Genomic DNA, 24,125 nt, shown 5'->3' with positions numbered 1-24,125 from the left:
TCTCAGCCTCTCTGCGAGGTGGGGGCCGCGGTGGTCCGCGGCTCGTAGCGGACGGGTGAGGAGCTGCGACGCACCAGGGCACGCAAGGACTCGAGGCTCCCGTGCACGAGCCCTGCGGCCCGCGCCTGGACGAGCACGTTGCCGAGCGCCGTCGCCTCGACCGGCCCGGCCAGCACGGTGCAGCCCGTGCAGTCGGCGGTCAACTGGCAGAGCAGCTCGTTCTGCGAGCCGCCCCCGACGACGTGCACGGTGCGAATCGTGCGGCCCGAGAGCCGCTCGGCATCCCGCAGCGTCTCGGCGTACGCGGCCGCGAGCGACTCGAGGATGCTGCGCACGGTCTCGGGGCGGCCCCGCGGCGGCTCCACGTCGTGCTCGACGCACCACGCCTCGATGCGCGCGGGCATGTCGCCCGGCGGGGTGAAGCGCACGTCGGTGGCGTCGAAGACGGCGACGGGCCGGGTCACGGCCGCCGCCTCGGCGAGCAGGGCCGCGAGGTCGCTGCTGCGCTCGGCGGCCGAGGTGCCCGAGCGGCTCCACGCACGCATCGACTCGCTCAGCAGCCACAGGCCCGACACGTTCTTGAGGAACCGCACCCGCCCGTCGACGCCGCCCTCGTTCGTGAAGCCGGCCGCACGGACGTCCTCGCCGAGCAGCGGTGACGGCAGCTCGAGGCCGACGAGCGACCACGTGCCGCTCGACACGTAGGCGGCGTCTTCGCCCGTGAGCGGCACGGCGACCACGGCCGAGGCGGTGTCGTGCGACCCGACCGCCGTGACCCCGAGCGACGCCGGGGCGCCGATCGCCGCGGCGACCGAGGGCAGCAGCGGACCGAGGGAAGCGCCCGGGTCGACGAGCGGCGCGAACAAGTCGGGCGTCAGCCCGAGCCGGCCCATCAGCTCGACGTCCCACTCCCCCGTCGCCGGCGACAGCAGACCCGTCGTCGAGGCGTTGGTGCGCTCGGTCGCGGCCGTGCCGGTGAGCCACCACGAGACGAGGTCGGGCACGAGCAGGGCACGATCGGCCGGGGCGAGGACGCCCGACGCCTGGTCGGCGGCGAGCTGGAAGACGGTGTTGAACGGCAGGTGCTGCAGGCCGGTGCGCGCGAAGAGCTCACCGGGCGGCACGACGGCGTGCACCGTCTCGACCCCCGCTGCCGAGCGCTCGTCGCGGTAGTGGTACGGAGAGCCGAGGAGGCGGCCCTCGCGCAGCAGCCCGTAGTCGACGGCCCAGGAGTCCACGCCGATCGAGGCCACGCCCGGCTCGTCACGGAGGGCCAGCGTCAGCCCCGCCGAGACCGACCGCCAGAGCCCCAGGACGTCCCAGTGCAGGCCGACCCGGCCCGCGCCTCCTGCGCCCTGCCCCTCGGGCAGCGTGACCGGGTCGTTCGCGAACCGGGCGACGTGCTGCAGCCGGACGCCGTCACGGTCGACGTGCCCGAGCACGACGCGCCCGCTCGTCGCCCCGAGGTCGACCGCGGCGACGACGCCTCCCGCGGGGCTCGAGCCGCCCTGGCTCATCGCAGGAAGGCCGCGGCGACCCCCGCGTCGACCGGCACGTGCAGCCCGGTCGTGTGCGAGAAGTCGCTCGTGCAGATGGCGTAGACGGCGGCGGCGACGTTCTCGGGCACGACCTCGCGCTTGAGGATGGTGCGCTGCGCGTAGAAGGCGCCGAGGTCCTTCTCGTCGACGCCGTAGGTCGCGGCGCGGTTGGCGCCCCAACCGCTGGCGAAGATGCCCGAGCCGCGCACGACGCCGTCGGGGTTGATGCCGTTGACGCGGATGCCGTGCTCGCCGAGCTCCGCCGCGAGCAGCCTGACCTGGTGGGCCTGGTCGGCCTTCGTCGCGCTGTAGGCGATGTTGTTCGGGCCGGCGAAGACCGAGTTCTTCGACGAGATGTAGACGATGTCGCCGCCGAGGCCCTGGTCGACGAGTACGCGGGCCGCGTTCTTCGCGACGAGGAACGAGCCCTTGGCCATCACGTCGTGCTGCAGGTCCCAGTCGGCCTCGGTGGTGTCGAAGAGCGACTTCGACAGGCTGAGCCCGGCGTTGTTGACGACGAGGTCGAGCCCGCCGAACGCCAGCAGCACCTCGGCGATCGACGCCTTCACCGCGGCCTCGTCGCTGACGTCGGCGGCGACGCCGCGGGCCACGTCCGGCCCGCCGATCTCGGACGCCGCGGCCTGCGCCTTGGCGAGGTCGAGGTCGGCGATCACGACGCAGGCCCCCTCGGCGGCGAGCCGGGTGGCGATGGCCTTGCCGATGCCCGACGCGGCACCGGTCACGAGCGCGACGCGGGTGGCGAGCGGCTTCGGCGCGGGCCGTCGCTGCAGCTTCGCCTCCTCGAGGGCCCAGTACTCGATCCGGAACTTCTCGGCCTCGTCGATCGGCGCGTAGCTCGAGACGCCCTCGGCGCCGCGCATCACGGCGATCGCGTTGACGTAGAACTCGCCGGCGACGCGCGCCGTCTGGGCGTCGCCGCCGTACGAGAACATGCCGACGCCGGGCACGAGCACGATCAGCGGGTCGGCGCCGCGGATCGCGGGGCTGTCGGTCGTCGCGTGCCGGTCGTAGTACGCCTGGTAGTCGAGGCGGTACTGCTCGTGCAGTTCACGGAGGCGCGCGATCGACTCCTCGACGGTCGCGTCGGCCGGCAGGTCGAGCACCAGCGGCCGCACCTTCGTGCGGAGGAAGTGGTCGGGGCAGCTCGTGCCGAGCGCCGCGAGCCGGGGGTGCTCGGTGCTGGCGAGGAAGTCGAGCACGACGTCGCTGTCGGTGAACGAGCCGACCTGCGGCCGGTCGTGCGACGCGATGCCGCGGACGACGGGTGCGAGCGCCGCGGCCTTGGCGCGGCGCTCGTCGACGGGCAGGGCCGCGTAGCCGGCGAGGGCCGGGCCGAAGGGCTCGGGCCGCGAGTGCTCGTCGAGCCAGGCCTGCGCGGTCTCGATGATCCAGCGCGAGGCCGCCTCCGCCTCCTCGCTGGTGTCGCCCCACGCGGTGATGCCGTGCCCGCCCAGGATCGTGCCGCGCGCCTCCGGGTGCTCGGCCTTGATCGCGGCGATGTCGAGGCCGAGCTGCCAGCCCGGTCGGCGCCACGGGACCCAGACGACCGCGCCGCCGAAGATCTCGGCCGTCAGCCGCTCGCCATCGGCCGCCGTCGCGATCGCGATGCCCGCGTCGGGGTGCAGGTGGTCGACGTGAGCGGCGTCGACGAGGCCGTGCATGGCGGTGTCGATCGACGGTGCCGCGCCTCCCTTGCCGTGCAGGGCGTAGTCGAAGGCGGCGACCATCTCGTCCTCGTGCTCGACCCCGCGGTAGACGTTCGCGAGCCCCCGCAGCCGGTCGAGGCGCAGCACGGCGAGGCCGTCTTCGGTGAGGGTGCCGAGGTCTCCCCCGCTGCCCTTGACCCAGAGCAGCTCGACCGGCTCGCCCGTCGCCGGGTCGGTCGCGGTGCCCTTGGCCGAGGTGTTGCCGCCGGCGTAGTTCGTGTTCGCCGGGTCGGCGCCGAGGCGGTTGCTGCGCGCGACGAGGTCGGCGGCGGTGCTGGTCGTGGTGCTGGTCACGAGGGAGGTCCGTTCGAGGTCAGGAGGAGCAGGTCGAGGAGGCGCGGGTCGGGTCGCCGCGTGCGGGTGGGAAGGGTGAGCCGCCGGCCAGGAGGCGCGGGTCAGGTCCAGCTGAGCTGCTTGCCGCCCGCGCGCTCGGCGGCCAGGCGCTCGGGCGTGCCGCTCGTGAGGTACGCCGCCATCGGGTCGCGCGGCAGGCCGCGGCCCTCGCGCCAGTCGGCCAGCGCCGGGCGGACGTCGGTGTAGAAGGCGTCCATCAGCACGGCGTTCGCGCCGAGCACGTCGTGGGAGGCGCGGGCCGCGTCGAGCGCCGGACGGTCGACGAGCAGGGCGCGCGCCGTCATCTCCTGCACGTTCAGCACGCTGCGGATCTGGCCGGGGATCTTGTCCTCGACGTTGTGGCACTGGTCGAGCATGAACTGCACGGGCGAGCCGACCTCGAGGCCGCCGCCGTCGACGACCTCGAACAGGATGCGGAACAGCTGGAACGGGTCGGCCGCTCCGACGATCAGGTCGTCGTCGGCGTAGAAGCGCGAGTTGAAGTCGAACGAGCCGAGCTTGCCGAGCCGCAGCAGCTGCATGACGATGAACTCGATGTTGGTGCCGGGGGCGTGGTGGCCGGTGTCGAGGCAGGTCAGCGCGCGGTCGCCGAGGGCGCTCACCTGCGCGTAGCTGGTGCCCCAGTCGGGGACGTCGGTGTGGTAGAACGCCGGCTCGAAGAACTTGTACTCGAGCACGAGGCGCTGCTCGGCGCCGAGGCCGGCGTAGATCTCGGCGAGCGACTCGGCCAGGTGGTCCTGGCGCTGGCGGAGCGAGTCCTGCCCGGGGTAGTTGGTGCCGTCCGCGAGCCAGATCTTGAGGTCGCGCGAGCCGGTCTCGTGCATGATCTCGAGGCAGCGGAGGTGGTGGTCGACCGCCTTGCGCCGCACGGCCGCGTCGCTGTGGGCCAGGCTGCCGAACTTGTACGCGTCGTCCTGGAACGTGTTCGAGTTCACGGTGCCGAGGGCGACGCCGAGCCCCTCGGCGTACGAGCGGAGGGCGCCGAAGTCGTCGACCTCGTCCCACGGGATGTGCAGGGCCACGCTCGGCGCCAGGCCCGTGTGCTCGTGGACGCGCGCCGCGTCGGCGATCTTCTCCTCGGGCGTGCGGGGAGTGCCCGGCGTGCCGAAGACCTTGAAGCGGGTCCCCGAGTTGCCGAACGCCCAGCTGGGCAGCTCGATCGCCTGGCGCTCGAGCGTCGGCGCGATGTCGTCGAAGGTGGTCATGATGCCTCTCCCGTGGTCGTGGTGCCGGTCGTCGTCGATGACGCCGGGGTCGTGGGGGCTGCGGCAGCCGGGGTCGTGGGGGCCGCCGCCGTGGGGCCCGTGCGGTCGGGCTGGCGGCCGCCGCCCGGGAGGCCGAGCTGCGCCTCCAGGTTGAAGACCTGCGTGAGCAGCTCGAAGCCCTCGTCAGGCGGCGTGCCGTCGAGCGAGGTGAAGAACTCGGCCATCGAGGCCTGCCAGCGGGCGTTGACCTCGGTCCGGGCCATCGCCGCCTGGGCGGCCTCGAGCGACACGGCCTCGACGTAGCCGACGAGCAGGCCGTCGGGAGCAGCGAAGAGGGAGTAGCCGTGCCAGCCGCTGTCGTGGAGCGCCTGCAGCATCTCGGGCCAGACCTCGGCGTGACGACCGGCGTACTCGTCCAGGCGGTCGGGCGCGACCTGCAGCCGGAACGCGTATCGCTCGTGGTCGTGGGCGGTCATCAGGTGGTCTCCGGTTCGTCGTTGAATCGTTTCAATAGATCGAGCGTAGCGTGCGTCCGGGCGCTCGGCAAGACGACCCGGCGACCGGCCGCTCGCCTGCTCACGACGTCGCGCGGCCCAGGCTGCGCTCGAAGCCGTCGGCGTCGTCGAACGGCGCCGCGACGTGGCGGTGCTCGATGCCGAGCAGCGACGCCGCGGCGGCGACGTCGCGCGCGACGTGGCCGACGCAGAGCCCCCAGTGGTGCCCGATGCCGCTGCGCGACCACTCGTCGACCCACTCGCCGGGGTCGCCGCCGAAGTCGACGCGCGAGGTCGTGTTGCCGATGGCGAGCAGCGGTCCCGGCACCACGGTGCCCTCGCTCGTGACGAACGACAACGCGCCGTCGCGGTCCTGGCCGAGGCCGAAGGTCGTGACCGGGCCCGGCTGCACGTCGAACTCGACGCTGACGCCGTGCCCTCGCTTGCCGTGGAACACGCCGAGCCCCCGCAGCACGGGACGCGACGACGAGATCGCGAGGTGCGCCGGCCCGTCGTGGCCCATCTCGACCACGTCGTCGTCGAAGTTGATCGCCTGGATCTCGGTGAACGACCCGCCGACCCCGAGCGCCTGCGCCGCGAGCATCGCGACGGAGGTGCGCAGCTCGTACTCGCCCACGGCCGGCACGCCGCGGGCGTTCAGCAACGACGCCCCGAGGATGAGGCCCGCGCCGAGCCGCTCGTGCTGCTCACCCGCGAGGCCGCGGTGGTAGTAGGCGAGCGAGTCGAGGTCGAAGTCGTCGACGAGGCGGTCGAGGCCGACCGACACGCGCGCGGCCCAGTCGAGGTCGTCGTCGGCGACGGAGGGGTCGACGTCGAACACCTGGCGGGCGAGGGCGACCCTCTCCCCGACCGCGGCGTCGGAGACCTCGTCGACGCGCACGCGGAGGTCGTCGAGCTCGAGCACCTCGACGTGCGACCCGAAGTGGGTCGAGAGCAGCGTGAGGTCGGTCGAGACGTCGAGCATGCCCGGGTAGAGGTGGCCCATCAGCCCGTGGCGGGCCTCGCGCAGCCGTGCGCGGACGCCGGCGGCGTGCACCCAGCGCTCGATGCGCCTCCAGGCCCGCTCGCTGCGGAGGTGGCCCGTGACCGATCGGAACTCGATGCCCGCGCGGGCGAAGACGTTCGCGACCTCGGGCACCGGGCACTGTCCGCAGTAGGCGAGCCACAGGCCGGTGTCGAAGCGGTCGTGGTCCATCGACGGGGTGGGCTGCAGGTCGATGACGAGCACGGGCACGCCGGCCCGCTGCGCGATCGGCAGGACCATCGACGAGGTCAGGTACGTGGTGAGGAAGACGACGATCAGGTCGCAGTCGGCCGTGCGCAGCGTGTCGGCCGCGACCCGCGCCTCCTGCGCGTCCGAGATGAAGCCGGTGTCGATCGTCTCGGCGTCGAGGGCGCCGAAGCGCTCGACGACGTAGCGGGTGGACTCCTGCAGCTGGGGCAGCAGTCCGGGGAACTGGGGCCAGTAGGTGCCGAGCCCGCCGGCCACGAGGCCGACGCGGGTGCGACGACGGCGGAACGGGGGCAGCAGGTCGCCGACCGACGAGGAGGTGGTGCTCATGGAGATCGCTCCGGTGCAGGGGCCGAGGGAAGAGAGGGAGGAAGGGCGAGGTCGTGCCGGGAGGCGGCGGTGCCGGTCGTGCGCACCGCCGCGCCCCGCGACGGACGACGACTACGGGGAGTGCCTAGAAGTCGTAGTCGTCGATGTTGTCGGCGTCGAACTCGGTCGGCGGGCCGACGATGACGATGCCGTCGGCCCCGACTGTGCGCTCACCGAGGTCGCCGGCCGTGAAGGTGTCGCCCTCCTCGCCGGTGATCGTGCCGTCGACCAGCGCCTGGCCGGCGTAGGCCGCGACCTCGCCGAGCTGTGCCGGGTCCCAGAGGGCGAACGCGGTGACGGTCCCGTCCTTGACGAACTCGCGCATCTCGTTCGGCAGGCCGAGCCCGGTCAGCGCGACCTTGCCCTTGTACTCCGAGGTCGAGAGGTAGCGGGCCGTCGCGGCGATGCCGACCGTGGTCGGCGAGATGATGCCCTTGAGGTCCGGGTTGGCCTGCAGCAGGCCCTGCGCCTCCTGGAACGACTTGGCGTCGTCGTCGTCGCCGTAGACGGTCGAGACGATGGTGATGCCGGCGTAGTCCGGGTTCGTGTCGACCTCCTCCTGGATGTACTTGATCCACTCGTTCTGGTTCGTGGCGTTCGCGGTCGCGGAGAGGATCGCGATGTCGCCCTGGCCGCCGATCTGCTCGCTCATCTGGCGGATCTGGATCAGCGCGACGTCCTTGGCCTCGACCTGGCTGACGAACACGTCGCGGTAGTCGGGGTTGGTGTCCGAGTCGAAGGCGACGATCTTCGCTCCGCCGTCGCGCGCCTCCTTCAGGGCCGGCCCGACCGCGTCGGGGTCGTTCGCGGCGATGACGATGACGTTCGTGCCCTGCTGCGTGAGGGTGTTGAGGAACGTGACCTGTGAGGAGGCGCTCGCCTCGAGCGGGCCCACGACGCTGTAGTCGTAGCCGATCGCCTTCGACGCGGACTCGCCGCCGCCGAGCACGACGTCGGTGTAGGGGTTGTTCAGCTGCTTCGGCACGAAGGCGATCGACTCGGTGCCGCCCGAGCCGGAGCCCGAGCTGGCGTCGTCGCTGGCCGCCGTGAGGGCGCAGCCGGAGGCGACGAGGGTGACGGTCGCGAGGGCGGCGACAGCAGCGGCGGCACGCCGGAGGGTACGGCCTCGGGTGTAGGTGGGGAACTCCATCGTTCTGTCCTTTGCTGTGGGTGGGGCGGTGCGGGTGAGGTGTGGTGGTGCGGGTGGGTTCAGGGGGCCGAGCGAGCGTTCGCGGCTCAGGCGTGCCCGGCGGAGCGGGCCAGCACGGCCCTCGCCGCCCGTCTGGCACGGGTCTTGTCGCGGACGACCGAGATCAGGCTCGGCGTCACCACGCTCCCGACGAGCAGCAGACCGGTGACGACGTTGAGCACGACGTCGCTGATGCCGCCGAGCCGCAGCGCGTAGCTGATGCTCGAGATGATCAGCACGCCGGCGACGACGCCGGGGATGGAGCCACGGCCGCCGAAGATCGAGACGCCGCCGAGCAGCACCGCGGCGATCACGGCCAGCTCGATGCCGGTCGCGTTGTCGCTGCGGGCGCTCGAGTAACGGAGGGTCCAGTAGATGCCGACCAGCGCCGAGACGACGCCGGTCGAGACGAACATCCAGAACTTGGCGCGGCCGACGTGGACGCCGACGAAGCTCGCGGCCTCCTTGCTGAAGCCGATCGCGGGCAGTGCCCGGCCGAACGAGCTGAAGTGCAGCAGCACCCCGAAGAAGAGGATCACGACGACGACTCCGATCATCACCGTCGGGATGCCCGTTCCGCCGATCTTCGACGTGAAGAACGAGGTGAGCCCGGGCGGGAAGTTCGCGACGGCGTTGTCGCCGATCACGACGAGGGCCAGCCCGCGGTAGAGCGCGAGGGTGCCGATGGTGACCGCGAGGCTCGGCAGCCCGATCGTCGTCACGAGCGCGCCGTTCAGGGCGCCGCAGACGACGCCGATCAGCACGCACACGACGAAGATCTCGGGGATGCCCCAGCCGGCGGCCCACAGCACGCCCATCGTGGCGCTCGTCAGGCCCGCAGTGCTGGCGACCGAGAGGTCGATCTCGCCGGTGATGACGACCAGGGCCATCGGCATGGCGATCATGAGGATCGGGATGGCGTCGAGCAGCAGGAACCCGGTGGTCTGCACACTGGCGAACCGGGGCACCGTCAGGGCACAGACGAGCAGGGTCGCGAGCAGGGCCCAGACCATGATCGCCCCGCGGCCGCTGAGGAGGCGGCGGCGGCGCAGCGCCCGCTCGGCGCGCGCTCCGGGGTCGCGTGCGCCCGTCCGGGGGGACGACGTGGAGGCCTCGGGGGCGCGGGTGACGGTCTGGTCAGGCATTGGTGGCCTCGCTCGTGCGGAGTCGTCGGGCCTTGCGGATCGAGGCGATCCGCTCGACGAGGATGGCGGTCAGGATGAGGACGCCGACGATGGCCTGCTGCCAGAACTTGTCGACGCCGAGGGCGGTGAGGCTGCTCGTGATGGTGGTCAGCAGCACGGCGCCGATCGCCGCGCCGACGACGCTGCCCGAGCCGCCGAAGATCGCGATGCCGCCGACGACGGCCGCGGCGACGATGTCCAGCTCGAGCCCGGTGCCGGTCGTCGCACCGACCGAGTTGAAGCGGCTGGCGTAGAGCACGCCCGCCAGGCCGGTCAGCGTGCCGTTGAGGACGAAGGCCGTCACGACCCGCCTGCTCACCGCGATCCCGAACAGGCGTGCCGCCTCCTCGTCCGAGCCGATGGCGTACAGGTCGCGGCCGGGCCGCGTGCGGGCCAGGAACACGGCGACGAGCACGACGACGACCACGGCGATGATCGTGATGATCGGGACGCCGAGCACCGTGTCGACCGACAGGCGCCCGAAGGCGGCGGGGCGGTCGCCCGCGAAGTACTGCTGGCCACCGGCCCAGGCGTTGTTGAGCCCGCGGTAGATGTAGAGCATCCCGAGGGTGATGACGAGCGACGGCACCCTGGCCACGGTCACCAGGAACCCGTTCACGGCCCCGAGCACCGCCCCGATCGCGAGCCCGATCAGGAACACGAACACGATCGGGATGTCGGGCGCGGCGGCGAACACCGTGCCGGTCGCGAAGGCGACGAGCCCGAGGATCGACCCGACCGAGAGGTCGATGTTGTTCGTGATGATGACGGTGCCGAGGCCGACGGCCATGATCACCGTGATCGTCGCGTTCAGCATGAGGTCCTTCACGCCCTGGGCCGAGACGAAGAGCGGGTTGGCGATCGTCGTGACGATCACCAGCACGACGAGGGCGGACGCGACGGGCACCTCGCGCTGCCGGAGCAGGGAGGCGACCGGGTTCCGTCCCGACGTGGGGGCAGCCGCGAGGGCGTGGGAGGTGGTCATCGGGTGGCCTCTGCGGTCGCTGTCGGGGGTGTGGTCGGGTTGGTCGGGCTGGCTGCGGGTGCGGCCTGCGTGGCCTCGGTCAGGTCCGCCGCGTCCGACCCGGTCGCCGCGTGCATGACGCGCTCGGCCGTGGCGTCGGCGCGGTCGAGGGTCGCGGTGAGCCGCCCCTCGTGCATGACGAGCACGCGGTCGGCCATGCCGAGCACCTCCGGCAGCTCGGACGAGATCATCAGCACGGCGATGCCGCGGCCGGCGAGGTCGCTGATCAGCCGGTGCACCTCGCTCTTCGTGCCGACGTCGATGCCGCGGGTCGGCTCGTCCACGATCAGGAAGGTCGGGTCGGTCGCCAGCCACTTCGCCAGCACGACCTTCTGCTGGTTGCCGCCCGACAGGGTCGCGACGGCGAGCTCCTGGCTGCCGGTCTTGACCTGGAGTCGCTGCGACCAGTCGGCCGCCGCCTCCCGCTCGCGTCGGGCGCTGACCAGGCCGAAGCGGCTCAGCGTCCTGCGGAGGGTCAGCGTGGTGTTGCGGCTGACCGACATGTCCATCACGAGACCCTGCTTGCGCCTGTCCTCGGGCACGAAGCCGATGCCCGCGGTGATGGCGGCCATCGGGTCGCGGCGGGCGAGCGGCTTGCCGTTCACCGTGACGCTGCCGGCGTCGTAGCGGTCGATGCCGAAGAGCGCCCTGGCGACCTCGGTGCGGCCCGCGCCGACGAGGCCGGCCAGGCCGACGATCTCGCCGGCCCGCACCTCGAACGACACGTCGTGGAAGACGCCCTGCCGCGTCAGGCCCTCGACGGTGACGACGGGCTCGCCGATCCGCGCCTCCTGCTTGGGGAACAGCTGGTCGACGTCGCGGCCGACCATGGCGCGGACGATCTCGGCCGTCGTCACGTCGCCGGTCGCGTGCTCGGAGATGAAGGCGCCGTCGCGCATCACCGTGATGCGGTCGCTGAGGCCGAAGACCTCGTCGAAGCGGTGCGAGATGAACATGATCGCGCTGCCGCGGTCACGGAGCGCCCGCGCGACGCCGAACAGACGCTCGACCTCGACGCCGCTGAGGGCTGCCGTCGGCTCGTCCATGATCAGGACCTTGGCGTCGAGGGAGATGGCCTTGGCGATCTCGATGATCTGCTGGTCGGCGATCGACAGGCCCTCGGCGACGCGGTCGGGGTCGATGGGCACGCCGAGCCGCGCGAACAGGGCGCGCGCGTCGGCACGCATCTTCGCGCGGTCGATGAAGCCGAGGCGCGAGGTGGGCTGTCGGCCGACGAAGATGTTCTCGGCGACGGTGAGGTCGGGGAACAGCGTGGGCTCCTGGTAGATGACGCTCACGCCGGCGGCCTTGCTCTCGGCCGGGGTGCGGAAGACGATCGGGTGCCCGTCGAAGAGGAACTCGCCGCTGTCGGGCTGGTGCACCCCGGCGAGGATCTTGACCATCGTCGACTTGCCGGCGCCGTTCTCGCCGACGAGGGCGTTGATCTCGCCGGCGCGCAGCTGCACGCTGCCGCTGGCCAGCGCGACCACGGCGCCGAACGTCTTGCGGGCCCCCCTCAGCTCGAACACGGGGGCCGTCGGCGAGAGGCCGCCGGGCGTGGGGTCGATCGACATCGATCGTTCTCCTCATCGAGAAATGAATCGTTTCAAAAGGTCTTGGGGACGACAGTAGGGGCGGGCCGGGACGGCGTCAAGCACCAGTTGCGTCTCGGCCGCCCGCGGCTCGCGGCTCGCGGCCCGCCGGTCGTCGCCCCCGGCGAGGCCCGGCCTAGACTCGGCCCCGTCGTCAGGGAGCACGACCCAGGGCAGGAGGCGCGGGTGGAGTCGGTGAGCATCCGCGACGTCGCGACCACGGCGGGCGTCTCGGTCGGCACGGTCTCGAACGTGCTGAACCGGCCGGACAAGGTCAGCCCCGCCACGGTCGAGCGCGTGCACGCGGCGATCGACGAGCTGGGGTTCGTCCGCAACGACGCCGCACGACAGCTCCGAGCCGGGGCGAGCCGGGCCATCGGCCTCGTGATCCTCGACGGGGGCAACCCGTTCTTCTCCGACGTCGCACGCGGCGCGGAGACGGCCGCCGAGAAGGCGGGCCGCGTCGTCCTGCTCGGCAACAGCGACCAGCAGGTCGAGCGCGAGGCGCACTACCTCGACCTCTTCGAGGAGAACCGCGTGCTCGGCATCCTCATCTCCCCGGTCGGCGACGTGACCGCCCGGCTGGCGCGGCTGCGCCGACGCGGGACCCCCGCGGTGCTCGTCGACCGGCAGGCCGAGCTCACGGACTTCTCGTCGGTCTCCGTCGACGACGTGCGCGGCGGCCAGCTCGCTGCCGAGCACCTCCTGTCGGTCGGTCGCCGCCGTCTCGCGTTCGTCGGCGGGCCGCTCGACCTGCAGCAGGTGGCCGACCGCCTCCGGGGCGCGCAGGAGGCGGTGCGCGCCGCGAACGCGGCGGCCCCGACCGAGAGCGCCGCCTCCCGTCCTGCCGCGACGCTCGAGGTCGTGGAGGTTCCCGCGCTGACGGTGGAGCACGGTCGCGCCGCCGCCGCCGAGCTCATGTCGCGCCCGGCGGGCGAGCGACCCGACGCGGTCTTCGCCGCGAACGACCTCGTGGCGATGGGCGTGCTGCAGTCGCTCGTGATGCTCGGCGACCTGCGCGTGCCCGACGACGTGGCCCTGATCGGCTACGACGACATCGACTTCGCCCGGGCGGCCGTGGTGCCGCTCAGCTCGATCCGTCAGCCCAGCGCCCTGATCGGGCAGACCGCGATGGACATCCTCCAGGACGAGATCGACGACCCCGCCCGCTCGCCGCGCCGAGTGGTCTTCGCGCCCGAGCTCGTGGTGCGCGCGAGCACCGTGCCCGACGCCTGACCGACCGGCGCTCCCGCCTGATCAGCCCGCGCCGACGCTCGCTCTCCTCAAATGCCGACCGGCAGCCTCGAAGGGGCGCTGCAACACTCGGGAATCCCGTCATCACGGGCCACGCGGTCGGCACTTGCGGCACGGTGCGCCTACGGCGGCGCGGATGCTGATCAGCCCGCGGCGGCACCGACGCCCGCGGTCGCGGCCGCTGAGCAGGTGAACTCGTGGCGACCGTGTGACACCTCGACGGTCGTGCCGTCGGGCAGGGAGACCTCGCCCGTCGTGCCGACGGGCAGCACGACCGTGAGCGCGAACACCTCGCCCTCGACCCGCCACGCTGACGACACCTCGCCGTAGGGCGACAAGTGTCGACCCGACGCGTGCGTCAGCCCGCCGCCGGGGCGCGGGGCGAAGCGGATCCTGCGCCAGCCAGGTGCCGCGGGCGCCAGCCCCGCGACGGTGGCGTGCATCCAGTCCGCCACGGCGCCGAGCGCGTAGTGGTTGAAGCTCGTCATCTCGCCGGGGTTGACCGTGCCGTCCGGGAGCATGCTGTCCCAGCGCTCCCAGATGGTCGTCCCGCCCATGTCGACGGTGTACAGCCACGACGGGCACGAACGCTCGAGGACCAGGTCGTAGGCCCGGTCGACGTGTCCCGTCCGGGTGAGGGCAGGGGCGACGACGGGGGTCCCGGCGAAGCCGGTCGCGATGCGGTTGCCGGCCTCGGCGACGAGCTCGGCGAGCCGGTCGCCCGCGGCCTGCGCGTTCTCTCCCTCGACCAACCCGAACTCGAGGGCGAGCCCGTAGGCGGTCTGAGCGTCGCTCGTCGTGTGCCCGCGGCCGTCGGTCCAGCGCCCCACGAAGGCCTCGCGCACCTCCTCGGCGATCGAGTCGTAGCGCGCGGCCTCGGCGCCCTTGCCGAGGACGGCGGCGGTGGCCGCCAGGTGGCGGGTCGACCAGTACAGGTACGCCGACGCGACGAGGTACCGGTCGGTGAGCGCGTCGGCCGGGTCGTCCGGCGGCGCGGCCGGGTCGAGCCAGTCGCCGAGCTGGAAGCCCTCGTCCCAGATCCGGTCGTCCCCGGCCCGGGCGAGGATCAGGTCGACCCAGGCCTTGGCCGAGTCCCACTGGCGGGCCAGCACGCCCGCGTCGCCGAAGCGCTCCCAGAGCGTCCAGGGCGTGAGCACCGCGGCGTCGCCCCAGACCGCGCCCGGCTCGATCGGCTCCCACGACGGGCCGCCGGGGATCCGCGGCACGAACCACGGCACCGTGCCGTCCGGCAGCTGGTCGACGGCGAGGTCCTGCAGCCACGAGCCGAGCATGCCCGAGCAGTCGTACAGGTAGGAGGCGGTGGGCGCGAACACCTGGATGTCGCCCGTCCAGCCCAGGCGCTCGTCGCGCTGCGGGCAGTCGGTCGGGATGTCGACGAAGTTGCCGCGGGTGCTCCACAGCACGTTCTCGTGCAGGCGCTCGAGGCCGGGGTCCGAGCACGCGAACCAGCCCGTGCGCTCCATGTCGGTGTGCAGGACCCGAGCGACGACCGCCGCGGGGTCGAACTCCCCCGGCCACCCCTCGACCTCGGCGTAGCGGAAGCCGTGGATGGTGAAGCGGGGCTCCCAGGTGACGGGCCCGCGGCCGCTGAGCGTCACGACGTCCTCCGCTGCAGCCAGGCGGAGGGTGCGCCGGTAGAGCAGCCCGTCCTGCAGCACCTCGGCGTGGCGCAGCGTCACCTCGTGCCCGGCCTCGCCGTCGACCGTGACACGGAGGCGACCGACCAGGTTCTGTCCGAAGTCGAGCACGACGGTGCCGCCCGGTGTGGTCCAGTGCGCCACCGGGGCGATCTCGTCGGTGCAGCGCACGGGCGGCTGCTCGGGTGCGACGAGGGTCCTCGGGTCGCGCTCCCCCGTGGCCACGGAACTCCATCCGTCCCGGTCGGCACCGGCACTCGACCAGCCGTCGCCGTCGAGCCGCAGGTCGTGGCGCTCCCCGTCGTAGAGCCCGCTGAACGAGATCGGGCTGGGCGCCGCCTCCCACGTCTCGTCGGTGGCCACGACGACGCGCGTCCCGTCGACGAGCTCGACCTCGAGCTGGGCCAGGAACGACAGATCCGTCCCGTAGAGGTCGTGGTAGCCGCCGTTGAAGCCGAGGCGCCCGCGGTACCAGCCGTCGCCGAGCCAGGCGCCGACCACGTTCTCGCCGGCCGAGAGGAGGTGGGTGACGTCGTAGGTGCGGTAGCGCAGGCGGGCGTCGTACGAGGTCCAGCCCGGGGAGAGCTCCTCGTCGCCGACACGGACGCCGTTGAGCTCGGCCTCGAAGACGCCGTGTGCGGTCGCGTAGAGGCGAGCGGAGGCGACGGCTGCGTCGAGGCGGAAGGCGCGCCGGACACGGGAGGGGCGTCGGTCCGTGCCGGGCTCCTCGGGCCAGGACCCGCCGACCGGGCGCGCGAGCCAGTCCGACGGTGCGAGGAGGCCCGCCTCGACGGGGATCGGGGCGCTCCACGTCGACGTCTCGCCGTCGGCGCCCGTGACGCGGACGCGGACCTCGACCCGCTGCCGCGAGGCGAGGTCGGCGAACGGCCAGGGCACGAGGACCTGCTCGGCGGTGCCGACGACCGCCGTCGCCACCTGCCGCCCGTCCGCCTCGAGGGCGATCTCGACGGACTCCTGCCGCCAGCCGGACGGGCCGTCGAGCTGCCAGCTCAGGCGGGGACGAGGGGTGCCGAGGCCCAGGGCGTCACGGCCGTGCTCGACCCGCAGGTCGGTGATAGTCGCGCTCATGGTCACCCCTTGACCGCACCGGCGGTCAGGCCCTTCTGCACTTGCTTGTTGAGGAACAGGTAGATCACGAGGATCGCCACGACGTTCAGGCAGATCGCGGCGAAGAGCGGCCCGTACTGCACCGAGCCGAACTGGCCGGTGAAGTTCAGCAGGCCCACCTGCAACGTGCGGAGCGACCCGGAGTTCGTGAAGGTCAGGGCGATGAGGAGGTCGTTCCAGAGCATGAAGAACTGGACCAGCCCGACGGTGAAGAGCGCGTTGCGGACCATGGGCAGGCCGACGAGGAAGAACGACCTGACGATCCCGGCCCCGTCGAGCATCGCCGCCTCGAAGATCTCGCGCGGGACGGCCCGGAAGAAGGTGGCCATCAGGAACACCGCGAGAGGCAGGCTCGTCGCCGTGTACGTGATGAGCAGCGGCCAGAGGGTGCCGGTCAGCCCGAGGCGGAAGTACGCGGCGAAGAGCGGCAGCAGGATCATCTGCGTCGGGACCATGATGCCGGCCAGGAACGTGATCAGGATCGCGCCGCGGCCCTTCCAGACCAGGACCTCGAGGGCGAAGCCCGCCATGGAGCCGAAGAGCAGCACGAGGAGGAGCGACGGGAACACGGTCAGGACGGAGTTCGACGCGTACTGCGCGAAGTTGCCCTCTGTCCACGCGAAGACGTAGTTGTCGAAGTTCCACTGCGCGGGCAGCGCCCAGACGGGCTGCTCGAGGAACTCCGTCTGCGTCTTGAAGGAGCCGAGGAGCATCCAGACGAGCGGCCCCACGACGATCACGAGGAGGAGCGCGACGAGCGCGCCGCTGACGACCTGCCCGAGGCGCCGTCGGGGAGCCGTGCGGCGCCTCGCGGTCGGACGGCGGAGGGGCGCAGACGTCGCGGGGACGGCGGTGTCGACGGAGGTCATCGGTCAGTCCTTCGTGAGGTCGCGGCGGTTGGCGCGGAAGATGAAGACGGTCACGAGCAGCGACACGACCGTGAGCAGGAACGCGACGGTGCTGCCGTAGCCGTACTGCCCGAAGCGGAACGACGTGTCGAACATGTAGATCGTGAGGGGGCTGGTGGACGTGCCCGGCCCACCGTTGGTGAGCGCGAGGATGCTGTCGAAGACCTTGAGGGTCCCGTTGACGGAGAAGATCAACGACGAGACCAGCACGGGCAGCGAGAGCGGCAGGACGATGCGTCGGACGAGCCCGAAGCCGGAGGCACCGTCGATGCGGGCCGACTCGAACACCTCCTCGGGGATGTCGAGCAGACCGGCGTAGAGAAGCACCCCGTAGAAGCCCATGGACCGCCAGACGTCCATCACGATGATCACGAGGAACGCCGTGCCGCCGTCGCCGAACCAGTCGACCGACGACAGCCCGACGGCCTCCAGCGCCGTGTTGACGAGTCCGTTCTGCGGGGCGATCGCGAACATCTGCTGGAACAGCAGCGCGACCGCGACCGTCGGCAGGACGACGGGGAAGAACACCAGGGTGCGGACGGCGCTCGACCACTTCCGCAGCACGAAGACGTACATCAGCGACAGGAGGTAGCCGAAGCCGACCTGCAGGATCGTCATGAGGACGGCGTAGCGGACCGTGAGCAGCAGCGCGTCCCCGACCCGGGTGTCGGTGAGGAGGCGCTGGTAGTTCTCGAGTCCCGAGAACGTGAAGCCGGTGATCGCGTTGCCGCTCGTGAGCGTGTAGCCGAAGGACACGACGATCGGGACGAGCATCACGACGGAGTAGATGAGCAACGCGGGCCCGATGAGGATGAGGGTCGCGCGCCGGTCGCCGAGCAGGGGGTTCATGGAGTGCCTTCGGTACGAGCGGGAAGTCGTGCAGGGTCCGTCGAGGGCGGGACGCGCGCGGCGGCGCGTGCCCGCCCTCGACGAGGAGGCGTCAGCCCAGGTCGCCCTGGACGAGCGTCATGAACTCCTCGGCAGTGATCGCGCCGGTGACGAGCTGCGCCGCGTTCTGCTGCGAGGTCGTCGTGGCCTGCGTGCTGAAGTACGCCTCGAACCAGGGGATGGTGGTGTCGGTGGCCGCGATGCGGTCGCGCACCTCCGTCGTCAGCGCGGTGCCGGCGGCGTCGCCCGACACCGTGAAGCCGGAGATGCGGCTGCTGTCCTCCAGGGCGACCTGGCCGTAGTTCTCGGCGATGCACTTGACCCAGGCCTTGCTGTCGTCGTTGAGCACGCTCGGGTTGATCGTGAAGGGCAGGCCGACGTTGGCCACGAGCTGGCTGCTGTCGCCCTCGCCGCCCTCGACGGCGGGGAAGGGAAGGTAGCCGATGGCGTCCTCGCCGATCTGGTTCGCCGTGTCGTCCGCGAAGTTGCTCAGGACCCAGCTGCCCATGTAGAGCATCGGCGAGCTGCCGTTGAGGAACTGGTTGATCGACGTGTCGTAGTCGATCGAGCCGACCCCCTCGCCGAAGTAGCCGGCCGCGCCGAGGTCGGCGACCTGCTGGGCCGCGGCCACGTACTCGGGGTCGGTCAGCTCGGCGTCGCCGTCGGCGACGGCCTGGAGGGCGTCGGGGCCGAGCTCGCGCTCGATCAGGTTCCCGACGAGGCGCGTCAGGGGCCAGCCCTGCTCACCGCTCGCGGCGAACGGGGTGAGGCCGGCGTCCTGGAACGTGCCGGCCGCAGCGACCACGTCGTCCCAGCTCTCGGGCACGTCGACGCCGTTGTCGGCGAAGAGCGTCTTGTTGTACCAGATGCCCTCGATGTTGTACTCGGTCGGCAGCACCAGGAACTCGCCGTCGTAGAGCGACTCGACGGTCGACCGCGCGGCGGGCTCGATCGAGTCGGCCGCGCCGATCTCGTCGAGCAGCTCGTCGAAGTGCGCGACGAAGCCGGCGTCGTCGAGCTGCTGCACGAGCTCGTTCGTGTCGACGGCGTACATGACGGGGAGGCCGCCCTGACCGGCGAGCAGCTGCACCTGCTGGTTGAGGTTCGTCTGCGGGACGGTCTCGACCTTGAGGGGCATGGCGTCGTTCTCGGTCGAGCAGGCGCCGTCGGCCAGGGTCTGAAGCGTTGCAGGGACGACCTCGTTCTCGACGTTGCCCAGGACGGCGAACTCGGTCGCTGCCTGGCCCGCTCCGCCACCCGAGCACGCGGTGAGGCCAGCGATGGTCAGGCCGGCGACGGTGAAGGCAGCGACACGACGTGCGGTGCGGGACATCATTCCTCCTTGAATGGTGGGCGCCTCATGAAAGTTGAAGCGCTTCATAATTGACCGGACACCATGGGCTTGTCAACACCCGATCTCGATCGATCGCGAGCTAGGCTCGGCTCCACGATGAGCGTCTCGATCCCTCCCTCCCCGCACCGCCCGCCGGTGATGGCCGACGTCGCGAGGCTGGCCGGGGTCTCGCTGGGCACGGTGTCGAACGTGGTGAACACGCCCGACCGGGTCCGACCGGCGACGCGCCTGAAGGTCGAGTCGGCCATCGCCTCCCTCGGCTTCGTGCCGAACACCTCCGCGCGCACCCTCGCAGCGGGCCGGGGCACCCTCGTCGGCTTCGTCGCCGTCGACCTCAGCAACTCGTACTTCCTCGACATCGCCCGCGGCGTCGAGCGCGAGGCGGACCTCGCTCAGCAGTCGGTGCTGCTCGGCAACTCCGACGTCGACCTCGACAAGCAGACGGGGTACCTCAACCTGTTCGAGCAGGCCCAGGCGGCGGGCATCGTCCTCGCCCCGTTCGACGGCCCGATGGACGAGGCGCGTCGGCTGCGGCGTCGCGGGCTGCGAGTCGTCTACGTCAACTGGCCGGGCGACGGCGACGAGAGCTGCGGCGTCGTCGTCGACGAGGAGCTCGGCGGACGCCTGGCGGCCGAGCACCTCCTCGAGCAGGGCCGCCGGGAGCTCGTCTTCGTCGGCGGCCCCCTCGACCTCACCGCCGTGCGGCACCGGTTCGAGGGCGCCTCGGCCGCGGCCCGAGACGCCGGCGTCTCGCTCCGCCTGATGACCACCTCGGCACTGACGGTGCGCGCCGGTCTCACCGTGGGCAGCGAACTCCTCGCCCAGGAGGCGGCAGGCAGGCCGGACGGGATCGTCGCCGCCTCCGACGCACTCGCGTCGGGCATCGTGCAGTCGTTGCTGCTCGGCGGGGTGGACATCCCCCGCGATCTGTCGATCACCGGCTACGACGACAACCACTTCGCCCAGGGCACGACCCTCCCGCTCACGACCGTGGGGCAGCCCGGCGTCGAGATGGGAGGCCAGGCCATGCGCCTCCTCCGGGACGAGCTCGACCACCCGTCGACCCACCGGCACGAGACGGTCGTGCTGCCGCCACGCCTGATCGTGCGCAGCAGCAGCGTCAGAGCAGGCTGAGGTCAGAGCACGCTGAACAGGGCGACGAAGGCCGCGGCCCCGACGGTCGTGAGCCCGACAGCGAGCGCGCGCTCCCGCCACCCGTCGAGGCGACGGACCACGACCCAGCCGAGCGCCGCGACGCCCAGCGCGATGCTGATCAGCCACCAAGTCGTCCCCGTCGTCTCCGCGACGCGGACGAGCCCGGAGACGCCGTCGCCGATCATCACGGCGGCGAGGACCGCGATCCCCGCCGCACGGAGGACGGGGCGCCGCGACCACCACCACAGCCCGGCGAGCCCGATGACGGGCCCGGCCAGGGTCGCCGCCGTGAACCAGAAGTCGCCCGGACCGTACGAGTCGGGGAAGCCCCGCAGGGTGGACACGACCACGTACCCCTGGACCGCGGCGTGGAAGACGACGAGACCGAGACCGGCTGCCGTCCACCACCTGCGAGCGCTCGGCCTCCGCGTGACCACGACGACGGTCGCGAAGGTGAGGACCGTCCAGCCGCCGCTCGAGTTCGCGAACGAGCTCAGCCCGCCAGGCAGGTACTGCTGGCCGTAGGAGGTGGCACCGCCGAGCACGAGGCCGGCCGCGGCGCCCAGCAGCCACCGCGCGAGGGTCACCGTGGACGAACGCTTCATCCCGCGAGCATCACAGGCCCGCGGCCTCGTGCCGACCGTCTCGCGGACGATGCTCGCCATCCTGGAGGAGGACCCCGCTCGCGGCCCGGCCCTTGAGCCGGCGAGGGGGCTCGACGTACGGTGGAGAGGTCGACGACGACGAGGGGACCACGACGATGGACGACGAGACGAACCGCGACCAGGGCCGGCTCCGCCTGCAGAAGCCGACGTTCCGCGGCTCCTCCGTGGGCTGGGGCATCGCCGCGGTCGTGTGGCTGACCTCCGCCGTGAGCGTCGTCGTCGCGATGGCGACTGACAGCCGAGGTGTGGCCGTGGGGCACGTCCTCTTCCTCGTCGCACTGCTCCTCGCGACCGCCGTCTGCGTCACGGGCACCGTCGCGACCATCCGCCACCCGCGCCCCGCGCCTCCGGCCGTCGACGACTAGCTCGGGACCCGCCGCGGCCAGGCTCGCGTCCGCAGGACGCCGACCGCCGGCAGGCTCGCGTCCGCAGGAAGCCGACCGCCGGCAGGCTCGCGTCCGCAGGAAGCCGACCGCCGGCAGGCTCGCGTCCGCAGGACGCACGCCGCCGGCAGGCGGCCAGACGAGCACCAAAACGAAGAACGGCCCCTGCCTAGTAGGGCAGGGGCCGCGCTGAGTGTCGTGCGCCTGGAGGGACTCGAACCCCCAACCTTCTGATCCGTAGTCAGATGCTCTATCCGTTGAGCTACAGGCGCGTTTTCTCGGCCGAATGGCCGGGGGAAACACTACACGACCGACGGCGTCCTCGCGAATCGAGGGCGCCTCCTCGTCTCAGCCCGGCTCTCTGGCGAACGAGGTGACGCGACGAGGGCATCTGCGGCGAGCAGACCCCTCACAAGCGTCACATCGATCGCGAGCTACGGCGCGCGCGGGCCCTCGTGGTCGTCGTCGCGGTCCTCGCGGCGGCCGAGAAGGTCGTCGACGTCGGAGGCGTCGACCGATCCCGTGCGGTCGAGCACGTCGCCGGTGGCCTCGCGACCTGTGACGTGGTCGGGCTCGTCGTCGGTGCCGGGAGCGACGGGCTGCTCCACGTCGCCGTGGTTCTCGGTGCTGCCCGCGACGGGGACCTGCGAGCGGTCGCCGAACTCGGCCGTCTCGTCGGTGACCCCGCCCTGCTGCGGCTCGTTGCTGTTCGTGGTGCTCATCGAGCGCCTCCTCGTGTCGAGCCGACCGTGTCGGCTGATGTGCGTCGATCATGCTCCGGCGAGCCGCCGCGCCTCCCAGGAGGAGGGGGACGCCCCAGGAGGCGGGCCGCAGCAGACGGAACCGGCCCGCTCCGTCAGGTGCCGCCTCCTGTGAGTCGCGCCCTTCTCGACGCATCACCAGGCAGGTGTGAGGCGGCGTCCAGGAGGGGTGCTGTTCTATGGGGAAGTGACTGCAGCCCGCGTTCTCCCGACCTCGAGCGCCGTCCGGCGACACGGGTCGGCCCGGTGGATCGTGGCGGCGGGCGCCTCCGTCGTCGCGTTCGGCGGCGTGTACGTCATGGCCGTGCTCACCGAGACGGGCCAGTCCGTCGAGGACAGCATCCTCAGCTCGGTCGACGACGACCGCCTCCTCGGTTCCGGCTCCGCGCTCGACGCGATCTCGCCCGCAGCGCTCATGCTGCTCGTCGGACTGACGATGCTGGTCGCGTTCCTCCGACGCCGGCCCGGGGCCGCCCTGCAGTCGGGCGTGCTCATCATCGGCGCGACGGTGACGACCCAGGTGCTCAAGCAGCTCGTGCCGCGCCCCGACCTCACCGGCGAGCTGTACGGCAACAGCTTCCCGAGCGGCCACACGACGATCGCCGTCGCCGCCCTCTTCGCCGTGATGACGGCGTTCGGCCGCCACGTGCGCCCGCTCGTGTTCCTCATCGGCACGGCCTTCGCCGCGATCGTCGCCGAGCAGACCGTCGCCTACGGCTGGCACCGCTCGAGCGACATCGTCGGCGCCTGCGCCGTCGCCCTCTTCTGGCTCGCCGCCGTCCGCTTCACGGCCTCGCGCCTCGCAGGGAGGGCCCGCGGCCGCCTCCGCAGCCCGGCCGCCGTCGACGCAGTCGGGCCCAAGGCCTTCGCGCTCACCTCCGGCCTGCTGGGGCTCGCGCTCGTCGCCTGCCTCACGATCTCGGGCCTCGTCTGGGGCATCGGGATCGGCAGCGACATGAGCGTGACGACCTCGACCGGCAGCGGCGTGCTGACGGGCGCCCGGCTCGCCGCGGCCGGGGTCGTGCTCGTCACCGCCTGGGTCGGCTGGAAGCTCGACCGCCGCTCGTGACCGACGCCGGGGCCGAGGCTGCCGGGGGCGGTGCTGCCGGGCAGCGCCACGACGAGCACGGTGCTGCCGAGCACCACTCCGACGAGCACGGTGCTGGCGAGCACCGCTCCGCCGATGCCCCGCGCTACCTCGGCGTCGACCTCGCCTGGCGCGACTCCACCCCGACGAAGCCCGCGAACGAGACGGGCCTGGCGGTGATCGCCGCCGACGGGACCGTGCTCGACGCCGGCTGGGCGCGGGGCATCGACGAGGTGGCCGAGTGGGTGCTGCACTGGGCCGCTCCGGGGTCGCACGTCGCGATCGACGCCCCCGTGCTGGTGCCGAACGCGACCGGCATGCGGCCGAGCGAACGGCTCGTGGGCCGGGCGTACGGTCGGTGGCACGTGTCGGCGAACGCCTCCAGCGCCTCCTTGCCGTGGCTCGGCGGACGCACCCTCGGCGAGCGCCTGGCCGCCTCCGGAGCCGTCTACGACGACGGGGTCGAGCCCGTGCCGGCCGACGCCGTCTCGTACTTCGAGTGCTACCCGTACACGACGCTCGTCGGGGCCGCGGAGCTCGGCTACGACGAGCGCCGGCCGCGCTACAAGCGTCCCGACACGACCGTCGCCAAGGAGGAGCGGCGCGGCGCACGCGCGGTCGCCTGCGACGACCTGATCTCGCGCCTGGCCGCCCTCGACTCGGTCGACCCGCCGCTGCGGCTGCTCTCGCACCCGGTGTCGCGACTCCTCGTCGACGAGCCGTCGCCGCTCGTCGACCGGCCGTACAAGCACCGCGAGGACCTGCTCGACGCCCTCGTCTGCGCGTGGACGGCGTCGATGCGGGCGCAGCGTCCCGAGCGGATGCAGGTGCTCGGGGCGGCCGCCGAGCCCGACGCGCTCGGCCGGCGCGCGACGCTGATCTCGCCCGCGCGCGAGGCGCAGCGGCTCGCCGCACCCGAGGGCACCGTGCCCGTCGGGCGCGCCCGGCGCTGAGCC

General features: G+C 72.3%; 20 protein-coding genes and 1 tRNA gene. 5 read left to right on the top strand and 16 right to left on the bottom strand.

Annotated features, from left to right (window positions below; all coding sequences use genetic code 11):
- Positions 1 to 2: 2 nt before the first annotated feature.
- From EDF20_RS13340 to EDF20_RS13300, 9 genes are all read right to left on the bottom strand, one after another.
- Positions 3 to 1,517 carry a rhamnulokinase family protein gene (locus EDF20_RS13340; RefSeq protein WP_133738996.1) on the bottom strand — a complete coding sequence of 505 codons (1,515 nt, stop codon included), beginning with the start codon at positions 1,515 to 1,517 and terminating at the stop codon, positions 3 to 5.
- Complete coding sequence (locus EDF20_RS13335; RefSeq protein ID WP_123547002.1) at positions 1,514 to 3,559, bottom strand: bifunctional aldolase/short-chain dehydrogenase; 2,046 nt, start codon at positions 3,557 to 3,559, stop codon at positions 1,514 to 1,516. Before EDF20_RS13335 ends, EDF20_RS13340 begins: the two co-directional genes overlap by 4 nt.
- Before the next feature lie 101 nt (positions 3,560 to 3,660).
- Positions 3,661 to 4,824 (bottom strand): L-rhamnose isomerase, encoded by a 1,164-nt coding sequence (gene rhaI / locus EDF20_RS13330; protein ID WP_123547003.1) that lies wholly within the window; start codon positions 4,822 to 4,824, stop codon positions 3,661 to 3,663.
- On the bottom strand, positions 4,821 to 5,300 hold the full coding sequence (locus EDF20_RS13325) for an L-rhamnose mutarotase (RefSeq protein WP_133738995.1): 480 nt from the start codon (positions 5,298 to 5,300) through the stop codon (positions 4,821 to 4,823). The genes rhaI and EDF20_RS13325 overlap by 4 nt, the downstream gene beginning before the upstream one ends.
- A gap of 100 nt (positions 5,301 to 5,400) precedes the next feature.
- Positions 5,401 to 6,900, bottom strand: coding sequence for an L-fucose/L-arabinose isomerase family protein (locus tag EDF20_RS13320; RefSeq protein ID WP_123547005.1), 1,500 nt, complete (start codon positions 6,898 to 6,900; stop codon positions 5,401 to 5,403).
- A 124-nt stretch (positions 6,901 to 7,024) separates the two neighbouring features.
- Complete coding sequence (gene rhaS / locus EDF20_RS13315; protein WP_123547006.1) at positions 7,025 to 8,089, bottom strand: rhamnose ABC transporter substrate-binding protein; 1,065 nt, start codon at positions 8,087 to 8,089, stop codon at positions 7,025 to 7,027.
- Positions 8,090 to 8,175: 86 nt separating this feature from the next.
- Positions 8,176 to 9,273, bottom strand: a complete 1,098-nt coding sequence (locus tag EDF20_RS13310; RefSeq protein WP_133738994.1) for an ABC transporter permease — start codon at positions 9,271 to 9,273, stop codon at positions 8,176 to 8,178.
- Complete coding sequence (locus EDF20_RS13305; protein WP_133738993.1) at positions 9,266 to 10,297, bottom strand: ABC transporter permease; 1,032 nt, start codon at positions 10,295 to 10,297, stop codon at positions 9,266 to 9,268. Before EDF20_RS13305 ends, EDF20_RS13310 begins: the two co-directional genes overlap by 8 nt.
- Complete coding sequence (locus EDF20_RS13300; protein ID WP_133738992.1) at positions 10,294 to 11,910, bottom strand: sugar ABC transporter ATP-binding protein; 1,617 nt, start codon at positions 11,908 to 11,910, stop codon at positions 10,294 to 10,296. Before EDF20_RS13300 ends, EDF20_RS13305 begins: the two co-directional genes overlap by 4 nt.
- A 204-nt stretch (positions 11,911 to 12,114) precedes the next feature.
- Between EDF20_RS13300 and EDF20_RS13295 the strand changes: the two genes are divergently transcribed.
- A complete protein-coding gene (locus EDF20_RS13295) occupies positions 12,115 to 13,164 on the top strand; it encodes a LacI family DNA-binding transcriptional regulator (protein WP_208292652.1) in 1,050 nt (349 codons plus the stop codon).
- Positions 13,165 to 13,325: 161 nt separating this feature from the next.
- Here the strand turns inward: EDF20_RS13295 and EDF20_RS13290 are convergent, their stop codons facing one another.
- The 4 genes from EDF20_RS13290 to EDF20_RS13275 all read right to left on the bottom strand — a co-directional run bounded on the left by EDF20_RS13290 (position 13,326) and on the right by EDF20_RS13275 (position 19,097).
- Positions 13,326 to 15,929: a glycoside hydrolase family 78 protein gene (locus EDF20_RS13290; protein WP_133738991.1), complete on the bottom strand. Its 2,604-nt coding sequence runs from the start codon at positions 15,927 to 15,929 to the stop codon at positions 13,326 to 13,328.
- A gap of 2 nt (positions 15,930 to 15,931) precedes the next feature.
- Positions 15,932 to 16,837 carry a carbohydrate ABC transporter permease gene (locus EDF20_RS13285; protein ID WP_123547011.1) on the bottom strand — a complete coding sequence of 302 codons (906 nt, stop codon included), beginning with the start codon at positions 16,835 to 16,837 and terminating at the stop codon, positions 15,932 to 15,934.
- Positions 16,838 to 16,840: 3 nt separating this feature from the next.
- Complete coding sequence (locus EDF20_RS13280; RefSeq protein ID WP_133738990.1) at positions 16,841 to 17,725, bottom strand: sugar ABC transporter permease; 885 nt, start codon at positions 17,723 to 17,725, stop codon at positions 16,841 to 16,843.
- A gap of 91 nt (positions 17,726 to 17,816) precedes the next feature.
- Positions 17,817 to 19,097, bottom strand: coding sequence for an extracellular solute-binding protein (locus tag EDF20_RS13275; protein ID WP_243833492.1), 1,281 nt, complete (start codon positions 19,095 to 19,097; stop codon positions 17,817 to 17,819).
- A 117-nt stretch (positions 19,098 to 19,214) separates the two neighbouring features.
- On the opposite strand from EDF20_RS13275, the gene EDF20_RS13270 reads away from it, so the two are divergent.
- Positions 19,215 to 20,252, top strand: coding sequence for a LacI family DNA-binding transcriptional regulator (locus EDF20_RS13270; RefSeq protein WP_133738988.1), 1,038 nt, complete (start codon positions 19,215 to 19,217; stop codon positions 20,250 to 20,252).
- A gap of 2 nt (positions 20,253 to 20,254) precedes the next feature.
- Here the strand turns inward: EDF20_RS13270 and EDF20_RS13265 are convergent, their stop codons facing one another.
- The gene (locus EDF20_RS13265) at positions 20,255 to 20,878 is read right to left on the bottom strand and encodes a DUF6518 family protein (protein WP_123547015.1); all 624 of its coding nucleotides are present in this window, start codon (positions 20,876 to 20,878) and stop codon (positions 20,255 to 20,257) included.
- A gap of 155 nt (positions 20,879 to 21,033) precedes the next feature.
- On the opposite strand from EDF20_RS13265, the gene EDF20_RS13260 reads away from it, so the two are divergent.
- The gene (locus EDF20_RS13260; RefSeq protein WP_133738987.1) at positions 21,034 to 21,303 is read left to right on the top strand and encodes a hypothetical protein; all 270 of its coding nucleotides are present in this window, start codon (positions 21,034 to 21,036) and stop codon (positions 21,301 to 21,303) included.
- 217 nt (positions 21,304 to 21,520) lie between these two features.
- Here EDF20_RS13260 and EDF20_RS13255 read toward each other — a convergent pair.
- A tRNA-Arg gene (locus tag EDF20_RS13255) sits at positions 21,521 to 21,593 on the bottom strand.
- A gap of 162 nt (positions 21,594 to 21,755) precedes the next feature.
- Positions 21,756 to 22,043, bottom strand: coding sequence for a hypothetical protein (locus EDF20_RS13250; RefSeq protein ID WP_123547062.1), 288 nt, complete (start codon positions 22,041 to 22,043; stop codon positions 21,756 to 21,758).
- Between the two features lie 226 nt (positions 22,044 to 22,269).
- Between EDF20_RS13250 and EDF20_RS13245 the strand changes: the two genes are divergently transcribed.
- Positions 22,270 to 23,151, top strand: a complete 882-nt coding sequence (locus tag EDF20_RS13245; protein ID WP_133738986.1) for a phosphatase PAP2 family protein — start codon at positions 22,270 to 22,272, stop codon at positions 23,149 to 23,151.
- The gene (locus tag EDF20_RS13240) at positions 23,148 to 24,122 is read left to right on the top strand and encodes a DUF429 domain-containing protein (protein WP_208292651.1); all 975 of its coding nucleotides are present in this window, start codon (positions 23,148 to 23,150) and stop codon (positions 24,120 to 24,122) included. Before EDF20_RS13245 ends, EDF20_RS13240 begins: the two co-directional genes overlap by 4 nt.
- Positions 24,123 to 24,125 lie beyond the last annotated feature (3 nt).

It is taken from the genome of Frigoribacterium sp. PhB116 (genome assembly GCF_004364285.1).
In the GTDB taxonomy this organism is placed as follows: Bacteria; Actinomycetota; Actinomycetes; order Actinomycetales; family Microbacteriaceae; genus Frigoribacterium.
This window is presented reverse-complemented; position numbering and strand designations above follow the sequence as displayed.

What these genes read in the sequence shown, in the direction of transcription:
- EDF20_RS13340 (WP_133738996.1), bottom strand. Translation starts at nt 1,517, where the DNA reads ATGAGCCAGGGCGGCTCGAGCCCCGCGGGAGGCGTCGTCGCCGCGGTC.
- rhaI (WP_123547003.1), bottom strand. Translation starts at nt 4,824, where the DNA reads ATGACCACCTTCGACGACATCGCGCCGACGCTCGAGCGCCAGGCGATC.
- EDF20_RS13325 (WP_133738995.1), bottom strand. Translation starts at nt 5,300, where the DNA reads ATGACCGCCCACGACCACGAGCGATACGCGTTCCGGCTGCAGGTCGCG.
- EDF20_RS13320 (WP_123547005.1), bottom strand. Translation starts at nt 6,900, where the DNA reads ATGAGCACCACCTCCTCGTCGGTCGGCGACCTGCTGCCCCCGTTCCGC.
- rhaS (WP_123547006.1), bottom strand. Translation starts at nt 8,089, where the DNA reads ATGGAGTTCCCCACCTACACCCGAGGCCGTACCCTCCGGCGTGCCGCC.
- EDF20_RS13310 (WP_133738994.1), bottom strand. Translation starts at nt 9,273, where the DNA reads ATGCCTGACCAGACCGTCACCCGCGCCCCCGAGGCCTCCACGTCGTCC.
- EDF20_RS13305 (WP_133738993.1), bottom strand. Translation starts at nt 10,297, where the DNA reads ATGACCACCTCCCACGCCCTCGCGGCTGCCCCCACGTCGGGACGGAAC.
- EDF20_RS13300 (WP_133738992.1), bottom strand. Translation starts at nt 11,910, where the DNA reads ATGTCGATCGACCCCACGCCCGGCGGCCTCTCGCCGACGGCCCCCGTG.
- EDF20_RS13290 (WP_133738991.1), bottom strand. Translation starts at nt 15,929, where the DNA reads ATGAGCGCGACTATCACCGACCTGCGGGTCGAGCACGGCCGTGACGCC.
- EDF20_RS13285 (WP_123547011.1), bottom strand. Translation starts at nt 16,837, where the DNA reads ATGACCTCCGTCGACACCGCCGTCCCCGCGACGTCTGCGCCCCTCCGC.
- EDF20_RS13280 (WP_133738990.1), bottom strand. Translation starts at nt 17,725, where the DNA reads ATGAACCCCCTGCTCGGCGACCGGCGCGCGACCCTCATCCTCATCGGG.
- EDF20_RS13275 (WP_243833492.1), bottom strand. Translation starts at nt 19,097, where the DNA reads ATGTCCCGCACCGCACGTCGTGTCGCTGCCTTCACCGTCGCCGGCCTG.
- EDF20_RS13270 (WP_133738988.1), top strand. Translation starts at nt 19,215, where the DNA reads ATGAGCGTCTCGATCCCTCCCTCCCCGCACCGCCCGCCGGTGATGGCC.
- EDF20_RS13265 (WP_123547015.1), bottom strand. Translation starts at nt 20,878, where the DNA reads ATGAAGCGTTCGTCCACGGTGACCCTCGCGCGGTGGCTGCTGGGCGCC.
- EDF20_RS13260 (WP_133738987.1), top strand. Translation starts at nt 21,034, where the DNA reads ATGGACGACGAGACGAACCGCGACCAGGGCCGGCTCCGCCTGCAGAAG.
- EDF20_RS13250 (WP_123547062.1), bottom strand. Translation starts at nt 22,043, where the DNA reads ATGAGCACCACGAACAGCAACGAGCCGCAGCAGGGCGGGGTCACCGAC.